We start from the raw sequence: 15571 nt of genomic DNA, 5'->3' as shown, positions 1-15571 counted from the left end.
AGGCGTCAGAGCTTGAAGCTGATCAGATCATCGTCACCGGGGTCTTGGGCACCAATCGACTCGTCTACCTCGGTCATGTCTTCGCCGAGGTCTTCGGAGACCTCGATCTTTTCGATTAGATCGCTCCACTCGACACCGGGGTTCTGCTCGAGCACAGAAAGCAGGTTCACGAAGGCCGTCACCGTATTGCGCGGGGTGCGGAAGTAAGCTTCACCGATCCGGTCCGAGCAATGCGCCATAAAGGCCTCGAGCGCGTCGTCCGGCAGAGCACCTGCATCGTCCTGCATGATCCGCCGGACATTGGCCAGAAGAACGAAGAGATCTTCAGGGGTCAGGCTGGCCAGCCGGACAACCGGTCCTGAAAGATCGACCAATCCGTCTCGCGCGAAGGTGTTCTCGGCCAAACGCGATTGAAGGGCTTCGTAGCTGTAGAGCCCTCGACGGGTGTTCATCAGAAACTCCGGGGTCCCGCCCATGAGAAATCCGAGGTTCTCGGCACTGCCCTGCAGCACATCATTCAGAATCCGTAGGATCTGTTCGTAGTTTGCATTGCGGGCCTGCGACGAAGTGAGCTTGTAGAGGTTCACCATCTCGTCGAGGCCGACCAGCAATCCTTTATACCCGGCCTCGCACACGAATGCCGACATCAGCTTCAGATGGTCATAGACACTGGCGTCGTCGATGATCGTTCGCACACCAAGCGCCTTGCGCGCGTCGGTGCGTGTCGCGAACTCGCCGCGCAGCCATCTCAGGGCTGCGGATTTCAACTCGTCGTCGCCGGTCTCATGGCCTTCCCAATATCGACGGATGACTTCGGCGAACTCAAACCCTCCGGTAAGTTCTTCAAAGTGGCCAAGGCGTTCACGAATGACGGTCCCCGTGGGCAAATCCCGTTCTTCAGCATCTCGGTGAGCCTGGCTGACAAACCTTTCCACCACGCTGGCCAATGCCCCGCCATCGGGCTTTGTCCGCGTCGAGAGGTTTCGGGCCATCTCCGCATACAGCCCCCGAGCTTGTCCGCCGGTCGCGTGAATGCGCCGATCTGGCGCCAGATCCGCGAACATCACGACCAGGCCTTTCTCCAAAGCGACGAGGCGGATCAGGTTCATGAAGAACGTCTTGCCCGATCCGTATTCCCCGATGATGAACCTAATTGCCGATCCGCCATCGGATATCCGGTCCATGTCCTTAACGAGCTCTTCAATCTCCCGGACGCGGCCGACCTGGATATGGCGCAAACCGAGCTTGGGCACGACTCCGGCCCGAAGCGCCTGTACGATTGCATCGCGTTCACGTGGTTTCAACTTAGACATCCCTGCCCTCCGCACTCATCTTTTCTTTTACCGCCTCCGCAATTTCCAGAGACACGTCATATCCATCATACTCGTCGAGCAGCGCTTCATCGTAGGTCTCAAAAGCCCATTCATTCACGACTTCCAGTGCCCCGGACGCCATCAAGCCTTGCGAGGCACAGATCGTCTCGAACTCGGTCTCAGACCAATGCTCCCGAGTCAGCAGTTCGAGGACGAGGGCGCCGTGTTTCGGGTCAAGCCCCGCCAGCTGGCTTTGGCTGGCGGGCCCGGACGCACCACGTTCTTCCTCTTCGACGTCGAAAATCTGCCCCAGGACGGACGACACGCGCTCAGTGTCCGAACGGATTGCTGCGATCCGCGACGCGTCGAGTTTGGGTCCGCTGGCTTTTTCAAGCTCGGGTATCGCTTCGCCCGGGCGACCTGGTTGCGAGGCACGAACGGTGCGCGGACCATCCGCAACTTCACCAGCATGCAGGTCAGAGTAGGCAAGCGCGGGATCAAGTCCCAAAGCCTTGTAGATTTTCTCGATGCTTGCAACTTCGTCGGAGTGAATGATGCCATCGGCATGTGCTGCACCAACCAGCGCTGCCCGCATGGCGGCCTGGTTGTCTTGGCCCACCTCCTTCAGTTTCCGCCGCAGAAGTGCCATGTCCGGTGGCACGGCCAGGAACCATTCAAGGTTTGCGCGAAGCCTGCGGCGTTCCTGATCGCTGAGGGCCGCGGCAGAAACCTGATCTTCCAACGCCCTGCGTTCAGGCTCCGCGATGCGACCATCAGCATGGGCGACGAACGACCCAAGTGCCAATTCGATCAAGGCGCTTCTATAGCTGTCGGAAACTTCCTCCAGTCTTTCGATGGGTTCACCCAGACTAAACAGCACAACAGGCTCCTCCGCCTTGGGCGACCGGAGCGCAAACCGAGGGTCGGGCGCCAGACCGAAACCGAGGCGCGCGAGCGCGTCGGCGGCTCCTGTCATTTGCCGTTTTCCGATCTTCTCGTTCGTTTCTCCCTCCAGTCGTCCGATCACCTCCTCAAGCGGCACCAATCCCCCGCGATCGACGATATCGCTTGCCCAAGATTTCAAGCGCTCCATTTCCTCTGATGGGAAGGCATCCCATAGTTCAGAGGGCAGCAAAGCATGCGCTTCCACGCTTCCGCGGCCATCGGGATTTCGGCCCAGGAAGCGACTGAGCTTGTCGAGGTCGTTAATCACCTCATCAGCCAACTCCTGGGCAATCTCGACCGGTTTGCGAAGACCGGAAATATCCGGGACCGGCTTCCCGCCCACGGATGGGCTGGCAGACCCCTGAAACTCGCTCGAGGCGGCCCTATAAGAAGCCGTGAGTGATTTCCGGGGTTTGGTCACTTTGAGCCCATCAGGAAAACGCCGATCAAACCGTATACGGAAAAGAGCGACGAACTCGTCACGGCACCGCGTCGCGGGAGTTCTCAGATATGTTTCCGGATGGCAGATGAACCAACTCAGCAACCAGTCAGCGGTCAGGTTCTCGCCTTTGTCGATCCGAGCTCCGATTGCGTATTTGAGTGAGAACGGAAGTTCCCACCCCTGCTTCTCGAACATCGGCTCGATAGCGTGGAGGTCGGTTTCGGCAAGCATCGCAATGTCGAGAAACTCCCCCAAATAACGCCTGACAGAGTGGTTGTCAGGGTAAAGTGACTGCAGCCGCCGAACTTCCTGGACGATATCCTTGACATCTTCGTTGGACTGATCGACGAAGAATCGTCGCTCCAGCCCGTAGAAGTACAGGAACATGTAGCCGGGGTTATAGGAGGCATCGTTTCGCCCGCTGGCCAACCAGTCGAGGTAGGTCGCCCGGCACTGAGGTGAGATATCCGAGTACCCCGGCCAGTAGGGCATACCTTCACCAGCTTTGTCGGCTCCAGAGCGCGCGACGGACAGGGATGGATCGATATAGGCTCGGCACTTGTCACGATACCCGTGGGTGTTCAGCAAGGGAGGCGTGCCGACATAGACCATCCCGCCGATGTTGCGGCCGGCGACGCTAGCTGTTTCGTTAGACCGGACCCACCCGCTTTTCGATGATCCGGCCGATGCGCTCGATGCCACTCGCGAGGGCTGGTTTCGTTCAGCGGCAGCGGCAAGTGCCGGCGCTGCAGACTTTCCAGCCCGAACGATTTCAGCGTAGTCCTGCTTTGGTGGGGAGTAAGCCTGCACGGCAGCCGGCTCTTTGGACGCGTTGGCTTCGCGGGTTCGTTCGCGCTCACGCTCGATACGCTTGTCGTAGGCACTTGGGCGCGGCACCTGCTCAGGTCGGGGGGGTAGGTTTTCAGAACTCCCCTCAGCTTGCGCCTTTGCAGCGACTTTCCGCGATCTCCGTTTTTCTTGCCACCAGACCAGAATGACGGGAACACCAAATGGAAACAACATCTGGCCGCCAATCGGCCAAGCCTGAAGCATTGTGGTCACCACGACCATGCATAAGAAAAAATATAGGACGAGAAAGAATGTAATTCGGAAAAACTTGATTATTGAAGACATTATCGGAACCCTCTCCGAACCACACTATTTTGCACAGCCATCTTTGCAACGACTAACGTCATGGTTGAAGCATTTCCCATGCTTTATGCTTGATTGGCCCGATGGCCACATACATCTGTTCGCACCGTTGAGGGCACACCCCCGCCCCAGTGACCGTAACCGGAACGGCCGAGATGGAGCGTTGCCACGACCATGCGACGGCTGGTTGGGCCGGCTCCGGAGGAGACTGCACTGCCAGCGGCACGTCGCAGGGAGAGGCGGCGTTTCAGCTCGGGGAGGGCGGCTGCGTGCAGCCGACCGAGTAGGGCGCGGTCCTGACCAAAGGGCAGGAGGGGCCAATGTTCCCCTTGAATGCTTCAGCTTAAGAATCAAAAATTACTTGAACGGCAGGGCCATTGAGACAGGCGGAACACACTTTGATTGAGCTGAAAATCGAACTTATTGGCATCAAACCACCGATCTGGCGCCGGATCCTCGTGCCGAATGACATCAGCTTGGACATCCTGCATTCCGTTCTCCAAGGCGCTATGCCTTGGCAAGACTATCATCTGCATGAGTTCGAGATTGGCGAAGACAGGTTCGAGGCCCGCGACGAACGTGACGACAGCTGGGACCCAAACGATGGCCGGAAGGACGAAAAGAAGTTTGCTCTTGGAGATCTGGTCAAGAAAGGCAGTCAGTTCACATATACTTATGATTTCGGCGATGGTTGGCGGCATCTCGTCACCGTTGAGAAGATTAGCAAACCAACCGGAAGACCAGATCTGGACTTCCCCGCCTGTGTTGCCGGAGAGCGAGCGTGCCCGCCAGAGGATAGTGGCGGGCCCTATTCTTACGAAGAATTTCTCGACGCGCTGACCGACAAACACCACCCGGAACATCGCGATACAAAGCAATGGGCGGGCGCGTTCGAACCGGAAGTGTTCAGCGTGCAGCAAGCCAATGCTGCCGTCGGTGCGATGTTTGTATGGGCAAAAGAACGCCACAATCGAAAGTGAAACCTGACTCTGGTTTGGCGCAGCGGCTTCGACAGGGGCACATAGCTTCGACTGTTCGATCCGAATGGCCGGATGTCTTCTCAGCCCTCCGAGGGCATCCACGCCCTGCTTTGCTGGTGAGCTTCAGAGTTGACAACCACCAGTCTCTTTGAAAATTCCAGAATTTGTCGATCCTTGACGGACTATCTCACAGGTTTTCACAGAAACATGTGGCCTCCTCTTTAAAAAATATATCATTGTGTCGCGCATGAGTGGACAAGAACACGAAAAACTAAAGAGCCTTCTTGAGGCTGTTCCCACGGGGTTCCTCGTGGACTCCGCCTGGCTTGAGCACCACGGGATAGGCCGGCGTTCGTCCTACGCCTATGTCCAACGCGGCTGGCTAGAACGCCTTGGCCGCGGCGTCTTCCGCCGCCCGGCACCAGGCAACGCCACCACGAACACGCTCGACTGGAAGACCTGCCTGCTCTCGCTCCAGCACATCATGCACTACCCTGTCCATATCGGCGGGGTGACGGCATTGGGCCTGCAAGGCTATGCGCACTATCTCTCCTTCGGCGACAAGAGCACAGTCTGGCTCTACGGCTCAAAAATCCCCAACTGGCTCGAAAAACTGCCGCTCAACACCGAACTCCGCACACGCAGCGTATCGCTGTTCTCCGACCCGGAGTTGGGTGTCGATGGCGCGCGAGAAAATCAGGGAGAGACAGCATCTTCCCTGCCGTGGGACTGGAAACTGGTGATGTCCTCACCGGAACGCGCGATCTTTGAGGCGCTGGACGAGTTGCCGGATCAAGAGAGCTTTCACAACCTCGACATGGCGTTCGAAAGCCTGACGACGTTGCGACCGAGAACCCTCTCGGCACTGCTCAAAAGCTGCAAGAAGATCAAGGTCAAACGCCTGTTCTTCGTGTTCGCCGACCGCCACGACCATGCCTGGCGCAAGCGTCTCGATCCGGAAGAGTTCGACCTCGGCCGCGGGGATCGCGCATTGGTCAAAGGCGGCAGGATACATCCGCGCTACAGGATCATGGTGCCCGAAGAGTTTGTAGGAAAGGAACGTGGTCATGGCGCGTGAAAACTATGCCGCCCAAGTGGCGCTGCTCGTCCGGATACTCCCATATGTGGCCAAGGAGGAGATATTTACGCTGCAGGGCGGGACGGCCATCAACCTCTTCTATCGCGACCTTCCGCGCCTCTCGGTCGATATCGATTTGACCTATCTGCCCCTCACGGATCGCGCCGAAAGCCTCGTCGAGATCAACGACGCGATGGACCGGATTGCCGCCGCCATCGAAGGCGGCATCACCGGCGCCAAAGCGCAGCGCATTGCCGGCGGTGGCGGCGGCCCACGCGTCTCGTCACTCGGCGACGTTCAGAGCGTTCTGGCAGAAGCTGCAGGAGGCAGGGAAACCGGTGAAAGCTGCTTTGGCTGCGACGGCCAGGAAGCTGCTCAGCGTGCTCAACAGCATGGTCGTGAACGGCACCTACTTCCGGGAAGTTCAGCCAACCTGAATACAGTTGCCGGAAAACCCGGAACGCTTCAGAGCCCCTCTCACCGATACCTGCAACAGCGGTGTGGACCTGCAATTTGACAAAACGTCCCTCGTGTGGCTAAGTGTCCTTGGTCCGGGGACAGAGGACATTTCGTATAAGATGATGAAAAGTCAAGATATTGTCATTTTGCTCAAGCTTGTGAGCCTGCAAAATCAGGAAGATTCCGATCTTCTAGATAGCCCCGACTGGTCCTCGGGTCGCGAAGAGCCTTACTCGGTCCGTGGTCTGGGCAATTCTCTTGGTATCAGCAAGACAGAAGTCAGCGCTTCGCTCAACCGTAGCCTAGAGTCCGGCCTGGCCATAAGGGATCGTAGCTATCGGCGGGTGAAGCCAAATCGTCGTGACCTGTGCGAGTTTATCGCCAATGGTCTGAAGTTTGTCTTTCCGGCGAAACCCGGCGCGCCAGAGCGAGGCGTTCCAACTGGGTTCTCTGCGCCGATGCTCGAAGGTCAGCTCATTAGTGTCGGCCAAGACATCTATGTATGGGCTTATGCGGAGGGTCGAGTGCGCGGACTTTCGATTGAACCGCTGTTCAAATCTGTCCCCGAGGCCGTCCAGAAAGACCAGCGCCTGTACGAATATCTCGCACTGGTCGACGCCATCAGGCTTGGCAAGCAGCGTGAATCCAATCTTGCCGTCGAGCGGCTCAAGCAAAGGCTCCTGAACAAATGACAGTCCAGGGGCAGCTTCTCTATATGCTCGAAACCGTGGCCGAGGCCATCGGGGACGATCTGCGCGATCGCCTTGTATTTGTCGGCGGATGTACGACGGCACTCTTCATCACCGATCCGATCACGCTGGAAGACGTGAGACTGACAAATGATGTCGATCTCATCGTCGACCTGGCCGGTTACGGCGAGTGGATAGAGCTGGAGGAACAACTGTTCGGGAAGGGCTTCACGATTTCCCCGCAGGACGAAGTCATCTGTCGCATGAGACTTGGCGAACTCATCGTCGATTTCATGCCGGACGACGAACGCATCCTCGGTTTCTCGAACCGCTGGTATGCGCAGGGCATCGAAACAGCAGTCTCACATCCGTTGACGGGCGAGCTGGAGATCAAGCATCTGACTGCGCCGCTCTTTATCGCGACGAAGCTCGAAGCCTACCGCGGGCGTGGTGGCGACGACCCGTTGGGGAGCCATGATCTCGAAGATGTCGTAATCGTCGTGGACGGGCGGGAGGAACTTCTTGCTGAAGTTCAAGGCGCAGACGAAGACGTGCGCAACTTTATCGCTTCAGAACTCCGGGCATTCAAAGAACACGCGGACTTCGACAACTTCCTGGAAGGGAATATCAGAGGCCCGGCTGGACGCGTCGACATTGTCCGCGACCGTATCGACGCGCTCGCGAATTGCGATGGCGGTGGCTGAGATGGGAGTAGAGATCAGGTGGCGCAGCGAACAAGGACATCGCACCAATGACAATCGCGATTGTTGCGGGGTTGGACTTCGTGACGATGCTGTTCTTGCTGTTGTGCTCGACGGCTCCTCGAACGGGAAAGCCAGTGGCGCTTTCGCTCGCGACGTGGCGCGCAATCTGATTGACTGGTTCGTCGTTGCGGAAGTCGTGACACCGAAGACCATCATCGACCGTTTGCGCGTGATCCACGCGGAACTTTCACGCACATATCGGCGAGACTCGGCGAGTGTCGTGATTGCACTTATCGAAAGGCAGGGTGCGACCTGCATTCTCCACGCCGGTGATTGTCTTGCAGGATTGGTTCAAGAGACGTCTGATATCGCGTGGTCGATACAGCCGCACACCCTGGCAAACGCCATATCGCCGGTAGCGATTGATGAGCTCGCACGGTCACCGTCGCGCAACCTCCTTACGCGGAGCTTTCGCACAAAACGATTCATGGTTCCCCAAGAGACCGTCCAAACATTCGGGGCGGGTCAGCGCCTGGTTCTCACGACTGATGGGTTCTGGGCCTCACTCGATCCCGAACAGAAGACCGCGTTTCTTCGGGGCGGTGCGTTCCAGCCTTCCGAAGACCGGGATGACTGCAGCGTCCTCACGTTAACTGTCGTCGAAGATCAGCCGGACGAGGTAATCGAAGCGGCCGGTGACAACTTTTACGTCGTAGATGCAAGAACCTAGACCGAGAGTGGCTCGCACGATTTCGTTATTGGAATAAATTAGGTACATTCGGCATCCGTCCGCTCCCCACCCGATCACAATGCGCGGTGCCGGATCATCGCTGCGCCGTGCACCGGTGACCGCATTCTCAGGAATGCTGCCGTTGCTGCGCTGCGCCGCCGAAAGTCGGCTCTCCGCCCACAACGATGAGGAGGGAATGCCTTGTCGCTAATAAATGCACGAGGCTTCGTTCAGAAATCTTGAAACGATTATCACATTGCAATCACGCGACTCTCTTGGCGCGCAGCTGAATCGTTGCACAGCAAATGAAACGATAAGCACAACGGCGGACTTCATCCTCAGCATCGGCAACGCGTTACCCATAATCGATATGTGGCGCTTCGCCTACAACCCCCGCATCCTCCAACTGCTCCCGATCGGGAAGATCGCGCAGGCTTTCCAACCCGAAGGCGACAAGGAACTGCTCGGTCGTCACAAAGGTATAGGGCGCACCACGACGCGGCGCGCGCGGCCCAGTTCCAATCAGACCCTGCGCATGCAGCCTTCCGATCAGGTCCCGGCTGATCTCTTTGCCAAAGATGTCTTTGAGCCCGTCGCGCGTGATCGGCTGGTGGTAAGCGATGGCCGCCAAAACCGCGACGTCGAATTCGCTCAGATCGAGTAGCTGGTTCCCGATATCCGCCGCCGCGCGGATCGCGGGGGCGTAGGTGGCGCGCGTGCGGAACATCCAGCCGCCAGCGACCTGGGCGATCTCGAAGGCCCGCCCCTCCAGATCGGCGGCAAGGTCGTCTACCAGCAAATCGACCGAAGCCCCCGGCCCCACCACGCGGACCAGGTCCTCGCGCGGCACTGGCGAGGCCGACGCAAAGAGCACCGCCTCGATCCGGCGCATCCATTCCCGCCAGCGCAGCTCAGGCGGCAGGTCGGCCAACTCACGGTCCAGGTCCGGCTCTGAACGATCCTTCGCCATCGCTACACCCCGTAGAGCCGAAACGTATCTCGCCCTGTCAGCTCGCGCACCGCGCCGAGATCGACCAGTCGGTCGCAAAGCCGCCGCGCGGCGCGATCCGACAAGGGCAAGGCCAAAGGTGCCACGGCATCGCGGGTGAGGAACATCTCGACAGCGGCATCCGCTCCCTTGGCGCGAAGCTTTGGCGCAACGGCCTTTAGGTGTGCCGCCCGACGCGCGAGGTCGGCGGAGAGACGCACAGCCTCGACCGCCGATAAGATGAGTGCCCGATGACAGGCGAGACGCAAATCGTCGCCCTGCTTGCGCAGGTCGGCACGTTTCAGACCCGCGGCCAACAACGGCACGAGATGATCCCAACCGAATGTTTGGGCGAGAGCCACATCCGCGAGGACCAGCGAAGCTACGTCAGCGCGTGGCGCCTCCGTTAGCACGGCCTCCAGCACCATCGCGGCCCGAATCACCGGCGCCCCCTTCCCTGCATTGAGCCACATCGCGATCTTGCCCGACTCGAAGGCCGGCAAGGCTCGACCCAGAGCCTTGGTCGACACAGGCCGCTCCACCGCGCGCCGCCAGGCGAGGCAGGTCTCGCCAGCCGGTCCCGGCAGATCGCCAGAGCGCAATAAATGCACCGCGTCGCGCAGATCCCCTGCTCTCTCCAGGCGCCCCGAAAACGCGACACAGGCCTCCGCTGCGCGCAGCGCGAGCCGGTCCCGCAACAAGGCTTGGGGCACCTCCGCGCGTCCTAGCACAAGATGCAGGTGGTTCAGCGCCGCGCCCGACAAAAACGCAACATCTTCAAGGGTTTCAGCGCGTGCAGAGGTGACCCAAGTGGGCATCCGGGGTAACGTGTCGAGGTCGCTGATGTGATCTGGCCGGGCGAAAGACATGCCTGAAGCCTACACTCGTGCGGCGGTTTCTGCCAGTAAATAGCACATAAACCGCCCCACCTCGCCATTCCCCATTATGTCCAATAAGTTTGCATTATCGGACACCAAAGAATATGCTCAGCGACATGTCAGAAAACAACGAGAAATCGATCTCAAAGCCGCCAAATGGGCCTTCGGTCAGCGAGAACAACGAGAGAGATCATCCCAGCAGCGAGGCTTTGAGCCTTCCTTCCTTTGTGGCTGGTTCAGGCACGCTCGATCGGCTGGTGGATACCGCGCGCGACTATGCGCGCGCCGCGGCCTCGGACAATACGCTGAAGGCCTATGCGAAAGACTGGGCGCATTTCGCGCGCTGGTGCCGGATGAAGGGCGCGGAGACTCTGCCCCCGTCGCCCGAAATGATCGGGCTCTACCTTGCGGACCTGGCGTCCGGAGCGGGCCCCTCCCCTGCCCTATCGGTCAGCACCATCGACCGCCGCCTGTCGGGCCTCGCCTGGAACTATGCGCAGCGCGGCTTTGCCCTCGATCGCAAGAACCGCCATATCGCCACCGTGCTGGCCGGGATCAAACGCAAACACGCCCGTCCGCCGGTGCAAAAGGAAGCGATCCTGGCCGATGACATCCTTGCGATGGTGGCCACCCTGCCTTTTGACCTGCGCGGCCTCAGGGATCGCGCGATCCTGCTGCTGGGCTACGCCGGCGGCCTTCGTCGCTCGGAAATCGTCAGCCTCGATGTCCACAAGGACGACACGCCGGACTCGGGCGGCTGGGTTGAAGTGTTCGACAAGGGCACCCTGCTCACCCTCAATGCCAAGACCGGCTGGCGCGAGGTCGAGATCGGCCGCGGCTCCAAGGATCAGACCTGCCCTGTCCATGCGCTCGAACAATGGCTGCACTTCGCCAAGATCGACTTTGGCCCAATCTTTGTCGGCACCTCGCGGGACGGCAAGAAGGCGCTGGAGACACGCCTCAACGACAAACACGTCGCGCGCCTGATCAAGCGCACCGTGCTCGACGCCGGCATCCGGTCGGACCTGCCTGAGAAAGACCGCCTGGCGCTGTTCTCCGGCCATTCGTTGCGCGCCGGTCTCGCCAGCTCCGCCGAAGTCGACGAGCGCTACGTCCAGAAACACCTCGGCCACGCTTCCGCCGAGATGACCCGCCGCTATCAGCGCCGCCGGGACCGGTTCCGGGTGAACCTGACCAAAGCCGCCGGTCTCTGAGCCCCTGCCCTATCACGCCGCCTGCCCACTGAGCCTACCATAGAAGCTGCGCTCGAGATGCAGCTCCCCTGCCCCGGCCTTCTCGACCATGCCCCGCAGATAGCCGCCCGGCGAGGCAACCTCGCCCGCACTGTGCTTCTCGAAGACGAGGGCAAACGCGGCCGTGGCCACCTGGGTGCCCATTCGGTCCTGCGCCACGTTCCAGGCATGCTCAGAGATCCCGATCATCGGCCTGAGTTGACCGGCAACCCGGTGCAGATCGCCCCAATCTTTCAGGAATCCACCCAAATTCCGCGCCCAGGATGCGAATTCCGGACAGGCCTGCATGATTGTCGGCAGATCGAGCGCTGTCCGCTTCTTGCGTACCTCGGCAACCCAGTCTTCCAGCTCCCTATCAACCCGCTCTTCGGGTTGGGCATTAGGCACCACACCCGCCGCTTCCTCTTTTTCAGAGGAATTACTAGTTACAGGATTAAGTTGGTTTGTAATTAGTATATGAGGTTCAGAAATGACCTCCCTGGGGTTCATTTCTTGAGTCTTCTTCGTGACTTGGGCGTGTTTATCATCGGTGTTTTCCACAGGTTTTGTCGCAACAGTCGCCTTAAGATAAGCCGCCTCGACCCGTTCTTGGAGTTCCTTGAACCATGCCAATAGCCGCTCCAACTGCTCTGAAGCTTCATGACGGCGCGGAAGTCGTTCCAGAAGCTCCTCAAAAAGCCCCGTGAATTGCCTCCAGGGCCCACGCAGAGCGCTGCTGAGAGCTGCCTCGATCCGGGCTCGGATCATCCGGCGCGCCACAGTGATCTGGCGCTTCAGGCGTAGGCAGAGCTCGCGTTCAGCCTGCAACTCAGCATGAAGCTCCTCGAACTCCTCGACACGGGCTGAGAGCGGCGACAGATCGAAGCCATAGGCCTCGACGATGCGGCCATCGACGTCTCTGCGGCCCCACCGCTTGCCATTGGGGCTATCCTGGAAGGAGATCACGCCGATCTCAGCAAGGCGCCGCGCGTGGCGCTTGAGGGCAGACAGCGAAAAACCCGTTTGCTCCATCAGATAGGCGTTCGACGCCCAGACGATCGGACGCTGCCCCTCCTCCCAGTCCTGGGCCTGGGTAAAGGCCCCGAGCGTGTCGAGGAGCAACATGTCTCCGGCCTTCAAGCCGATATGTGCCCCCACGCGCTTAAGTGCCACGAATGCCCGTGTTTTGGGTACTGCTACCCGTTCACCGGCTTGGGCAAGTTGCTCAGCAACCCCAAGACCCGGTGTCGGCTTGCGCCAACCTGTATGTTTCATGCCTGTATCTCACCTCCGTTTATGTGGAGGCAAAAGAAAGCCGTTCGCTCAGGAGCGTTCGTCGTTGACAGTGAATCCTGCGAGACTTATCTTGAAGGTGACCAAACCATTAAGATCAGCTCTCAGGCCACACCGCTTGGGGGCTTTTCTTTTGCCTTTATTTCGATTGTCGTTCCTTTTTGCTCCTTGCCTCGTCGTTCTGGAGGATATGTCGCTGACATTGTCGTCAGTCGGTTTCCTTCCCCGAACCTTCGGCGCTCAAGTAGTCGGCGACTAAATCTCCGAGCTTCTCGAGACGCTCTTGGTCTATCGGCACACCTGCAACCTTGATGGATAGGTTTCCATCGACTGAAGTCGCCGAAAGATTTCGGTTGCCCACCTTGCGTTTGACCGTGAGCTTTCTGGGCTTTGCCTTCGGTTTGAGCTTGGGTTTGTTCACCCTCTCCAAGCTCGCTAAGGCTCCCTGCAAATCACGAAAGCTCATGTCGTAGACATTCTTGAACGCGTTCAAGATCTGATCCTGCGCAGCGAAAACAGACCTCGCTCGTGAGACTAGGCTCTCATGCACGCCAATTTTCTTTGCGAAGGCCACAGCTGTCAGCTTGTCTGCCCCAGAAGCCAACGTTTCATACATTTCACCAATCGAAACCAAACGCTCAAATGGGCTAAGATTCTCGCGCTCCTCATTCTCGCGGAACCGCAGAAACAACATCTCAAACTTGCTGTTCTCGGCGTTTCGCGCTTCCGGCGAAGCGAGGATTGCACGAAGAGGTAAACCCAACTCCGACGCGGCCGCCAGTCGGCGGCGTCCTGTAAGCATGACAAATGGAACACCAGTGACGTTCGACGGCTCCAACGGATCCGGCTCCCAATCCGGATCCTCGGGCCACACCAGAATGGGTGTGTCCTGCCCGTTCGAGGCAATGCTGTTTACCAGAGACCTGAATGCTTCCTGGGACATCCAGTCTTGACGGCGGTCTGTCCCCATCGGATCTGATATCTGGTCTGGCGACAGGCTTATTTCGTGGCGGCCGTTTAAGATATCCGAACAAAGCTCAGCTCTGCTTCGCTCCACAGCGGCTTGCGATTGCGCAAGCGCCCCTGATTTCCAAGCACTGCCGGCCCCCTTGAAAGGAGTAGAAACAGCGTCGCCCGTTTCTGCCCGGCCTTCGGGACCGGGCGTGCGCTCCTTGGATGTGTCGGGACTAGTAGCCTTGCTGACCAGCGACCTTGGAATACTGCGTTTCATGCTTCACCCTCGCCGTCATCTTCATAGAACTCGTCCATCCATGTATTGGCATAACCGCGTTCGAAGCCCGGCCAGAGTCGCGATACTATGGCGTCGTTAACCGCATCGGCATTCGTGATGAACCGGTTGATCCCCTTGCGTTTTCCCGGCGTGTCCGGCTCATATTCGTATACGGATTGATAGACGTCCGACGCATTCGAGATTGCGTCGGAACGCAGATAAAACACCGGCAGAATTTCCGTGGGGCAGTGTTCCAGCAGGTTTCCGATGTGGTTTAGATCCTGCGCATTGGATCGTTGGACGATCGTCGGCAACAGCATGTTGGCACCAGTTCCTATTTCGATCCGTTCATGGGCCAGAATATGCTGAAGCATCCCCAGCAGGCCGGTCACAAAGGTCGACAGCGTTGCGATGTCAAACCCCTTCATGGTTTGCGGGATGACCAGCGAAGTCGACGCAATCACGTTATTCAGCTGGAAAAGTGTCAACGCAGGCTGATAGTCGATGATGATGACATCGAGGGTCTCGGTCAGCGCAGCGTTCAGTCGCTGCTGATCGACCTTGCCCTCGACTACCAATTCGTTGGGCAGCGTTTTTGGCGGGTGGCCCGCTTTCCAGCGATCAAGGGCATCGCGCAGGTAGCGATAGAAGCTCTTTCCGGCGGGGGCCTCTCGCACAAGGCGCGCAATCTGGATCTCTCCCTCAGACGTTTCGCCATGTGCCGGCAGCAGACGCAGCCCCGGCCAGGAGGTCTTTAGAAAGAAGCTGTCGAGCGTCTGCGCATCGTGATCAGTGTATGGCGCATCTTCCGACTGGAAGAGGCCGGCAAAGTCCACCATGGAGGCGGTGTTTTCGTCGGGCATCTGGGGAAGACCTTCACCCCCGACAAAGTAGAGCGTTATCGTGCTTTGCGGGTCTGCATCCATGACACCAACGCGCATGCCGTAATGCAAGCTGAGATACTGCGCAAAATGCGCGGCGCTCAGGCTCTTAGCCGTGCCCCCTTTCTGGCTGGCAAACGAGATGACGGGTAAGGGGGCGTCGGGTTTGCGCCAGGCTAGGTAGTCGTAGGGCCGCTTTGCCGAGGCCGCCAGAAGGGCCCGCATGTGCATCAATTCGGAAAGCGTGAAAACACGCTCTCTTCCAACATATTCGCCCGCGGGAAAGTCGTCGCTCGAATTGGCGAACTTGGTTAGATACTGAATACTGACGTTCATAAACCTTGCGCACTGGCGCATTGACCACGTGCGCTTGATGCGCTGACGCAAGGTGAGTTCCTTGTTCACTGCCACCATCGTGCGCTCAAGCCCACGTGACAGGTCCGTCAAAAACTGTTCTAGACTACCGCTCATTCCTAAGCCCTGACTTCGGTTGGGTCCGAGTTCGACTCGATTCTGCTTCTATGGTAGCACGGTTTTGGAGGAAAAATAAAGATACCACGCGCCTATGAGTTTCAG

The 15571-nt window shown here is 58.7% G+C and carries 13 protein-coding genes and 1 pseudogene; 7 read left to right on the top strand and 7 right to left on the bottom strand.

The features are described 5' to 3' along the window. Positions 1-5: 5 nt before the first annotated feature. Both PAF12_RS18105 and PAF12_RS18100 read right to left on the bottom strand, forming a co-directional pair. A complete protein-coding gene (locus PAF12_RS18105; RefSeq protein ID WP_271109935.1) occupies positions 6-1313 on the bottom strand; it encodes an ATP-binding protein in 1308 nt (435 codons plus the stop codon). Next, positions 1306-3771 carry a TerB N-terminal domain-containing protein gene (locus tag PAF12_RS18100; RefSeq protein WP_368045182.1) on the bottom strand — a complete coding sequence of 822 codons (2466 nt, stop codon included), beginning with the start codon at positions 3769-3771 and terminating at the stop codon, positions 1306-1308. Before PAF12_RS18100 ends, PAF12_RS18105 begins: the two co-directional genes overlap by 8 nt. Before the next feature lie 479 nt (positions 3772-4250). Between PAF12_RS18100 and PAF12_RS18095 the strand changes: the two genes are divergently transcribed. The 6 genes and pseudogenes from PAF12_RS18095 to PAF12_RS18070 all read left to right on the top strand — a co-directional run bounded on the left by PAF12_RS18095 (position 4251) and on the right by PAF12_RS18070 (position 8492). Next, positions 4251-4832 carry a plasmid pRiA4b ORF-3 family protein gene (locus PAF12_RS18095; protein WP_235213583.1) on the top strand — a complete coding sequence of 194 codons (582 nt, stop codon included), beginning with the start codon at positions 4251-4253 and terminating at the stop codon, positions 4830-4832. Positions 4833-5079: 247 nt separating this feature from the next. Next, positions 5080-5910 carry a type IV toxin-antitoxin system AbiEi family antitoxin domain-containing protein gene (locus PAF12_RS18090; RefSeq protein ID WP_037207745.1) on the top strand — a complete coding sequence of 277 codons (831 nt, stop codon included), beginning with the start codon at positions 5080-5082 and terminating at the stop codon, positions 5908-5910. Continuing rightward, a pseudogene (locus PAF12_RS18085) lies at positions 5900-6181 on the top strand (nucleotidyl transferase AbiEii/AbiGii toxin family protein); the annotation flags it as partial. The gene PAF12_RS18090 and the pseudogene PAF12_RS18085, both read left to right, overlap by 11 nt. Before the next feature lie 310 nt (positions 6182-6491). Further along, the gene (locus PAF12_RS18080; RefSeq protein ID WP_037207778.1) at positions 6492-7061 is read left to right on the top strand and encodes a hypothetical protein; all 570 of its coding nucleotides are present in this window, start codon (positions 6492-6494) and stop codon (positions 7059-7061) included. Positions 7062-7084: 23 nt separating this feature from the next. Beyond that, positions 7085-7762: a hypothetical protein gene (locus tag PAF12_RS18075; protein ID WP_198963366.1), complete on the top strand. Its 678-nt coding sequence runs from the start codon at positions 7085-7087 to the stop codon at positions 7760-7762. Further along, on the top strand, positions 7749-8492 hold the full coding sequence (locus PAF12_RS18070; RefSeq protein ID WP_037207738.1) for a PP2C family serine/threonine-protein phosphatase: 744 nt from the start codon (positions 7749-7751) through the stop codon (positions 8490-8492). Before PAF12_RS18075 ends, PAF12_RS18070 begins: the two co-directional genes overlap by 14 nt. A 355-nt stretch (positions 8493-8847) precedes the next feature. Here PAF12_RS18070 and PAF12_RS18065 read toward each other — a convergent pair whose 3' ends face one another. Both PAF12_RS18065 and PAF12_RS18060 read right to left on the bottom strand, forming a co-directional pair. Beyond that, positions 8848-9462 carry an SMC-Scp complex subunit ScpB gene (locus PAF12_RS18065; protein ID WP_271109933.1) on the bottom strand — a complete coding sequence of 205 codons (615 nt, stop codon included), beginning with the start codon at positions 9460-9462 and terminating at the stop codon, positions 8848-8850. 2 nt (positions 9463-9464) lie between these two features. Next, on the bottom strand, positions 9465-10349 hold the full coding sequence (locus PAF12_RS18060; protein ID WP_271109932.1) for a DUF1403 family protein: 885 nt from the start codon (positions 10347-10349) through the stop codon (positions 9465-9467). Between the two features lie 125 nt (positions 10350-10474). Here PAF12_RS18060 and PAF12_RS18055 point away from each other — a divergent pair, with 125 nt between their 5' ends. Beyond that, on the top strand, positions 10475-11572 hold the full coding sequence (locus PAF12_RS18055) for a tyrosine-type recombinase/integrase (RefSeq protein WP_037207775.1): 1098 nt from the start codon (positions 10475-10477) through the stop codon (positions 11570-11572). 12 nt (positions 11573-11584) lie between these two features. Here PAF12_RS18055 and repC read toward each other — a convergent pair whose 3' ends face one another. From repC to PAF12_RS18040, 3 genes are all read right to left on the bottom strand, one after another. Further along, entirely contained in the window at positions 11585-12865 is a 1281-nt protein-coding gene (gene repC / locus PAF12_RS18050) for a plasmid replication protein RepC (RefSeq protein WP_081940158.1), read from the bottom strand. Between the two features lie 226 nt (positions 12866-13091). Beyond that, complete coding sequence (locus tag PAF12_RS18045; protein ID WP_037207731.1) at positions 13092-14114, bottom strand: ParB N-terminal domain-containing protein; 1023 nt, start codon at positions 14112-14114, stop codon at positions 13092-13094. Beyond that, positions 14111-15466: a ParA family protein gene (locus PAF12_RS18040; RefSeq protein WP_009804235.1), complete on the bottom strand. Its 1356-nt coding sequence runs from the start codon at positions 15464-15466 to the stop codon at positions 14111-14113. The genes PAF12_RS18045 and PAF12_RS18040 overlap by 4 nt, the downstream gene beginning before the upstream one ends. Positions 15467-15571: the final 105 nt, after the last annotated feature.

Origin of the sequence: Paracoccus sp. SCSIO 75233 (genome assembly GCF_027912675.1) — a bacterium.
Taxonomy (GTDB): Bacteria; Pseudomonadota; Alphaproteobacteria; order Rhodobacterales; family Rhodobacteraceae; genus Paracoccus.
Note: the sequence above shows the minus strand (reverse complement) of the source record. Positions and strands in the feature narration are given on the sequence as shown.

Excerpts from the sequence above, each read along its gene's own strand:
- PAF12_RS18105 (WP_271109935.1), bottom strand. The coding sequence starts at position 1,313 with ATGTCTAAGTTGAAACCACGTGAACGCGATGCAATCGTACAGGCGCTT.
- PAF12_RS18100 (WP_368045182.1), bottom strand. The coding sequence starts at position 3,771 with ATGGTCGTGGTGACCACAATGCTTCAGGCTTGGCCGATTGGCGGCCAG.
- PAF12_RS18090 (WP_037207745.1), top strand. The coding sequence starts at position 5,080 with ATGAGTGGACAAGAACACGAAAAACTAAAGAGCCTTCTTGAGGCTGTT.
- PAF12_RS18080 (WP_037207778.1), top strand. The coding sequence starts at position 6,492 with ATGAAAAGTCAAGATATTGTCATTTTGCTCAAGCTTGTGAGCCTGCAA.
- PAF12_RS18075 (WP_198963366.1), top strand. The coding sequence starts at position 7,085 with ATGCTCGAAACCGTGGCCGAGGCCATCGGGGACGATCTGCGCGATCGC.
- PAF12_RS18070 (WP_037207738.1), top strand. The coding sequence starts at position 7,749 with ATGGCGGTGGCTGAGATGGGAGTAGAGATCAGGTGGCGCAGCGAACAA.
- PAF12_RS18065 (WP_271109933.1), bottom strand. The coding sequence starts at position 9,462 with ATGGCGAAGGATCGTTCAGAGCCGGACCTGGACCGTGAGTTGGCCGAC.
- PAF12_RS18060 (WP_271109932.1), bottom strand. The coding sequence starts at position 10,349 with ATGTCTTTCGCCCGGCCAGATCACATCAGCGACCTCGACACGTTACCC.
- PAF12_RS18055 (WP_037207775.1), top strand. The coding sequence starts at position 10,475 with ATGTCAGAAAACAACGAGAAATCGATCTCAAAGCCGCCAAATGGGCCT.
- repC (WP_081940158.1), bottom strand. The coding sequence starts at position 12,865 with ATGAAACATACAGGTTGGCGCAAGCCGACACCGGGTCTTGGGGTTGCT.
- PAF12_RS18045 (WP_037207731.1), bottom strand. The coding sequence starts at position 14,114 with ATGAAACGCAGTATTCCAAGGTCGCTGGTCAGCAAGGCTACTAGTCCC.
- PAF12_RS18040 (WP_009804235.1), bottom strand. The coding sequence starts at position 15,466 with ATGAGCGGTAGTCTAGAACAGTTTTTGACGGACCTGTCACGTGGGCTT.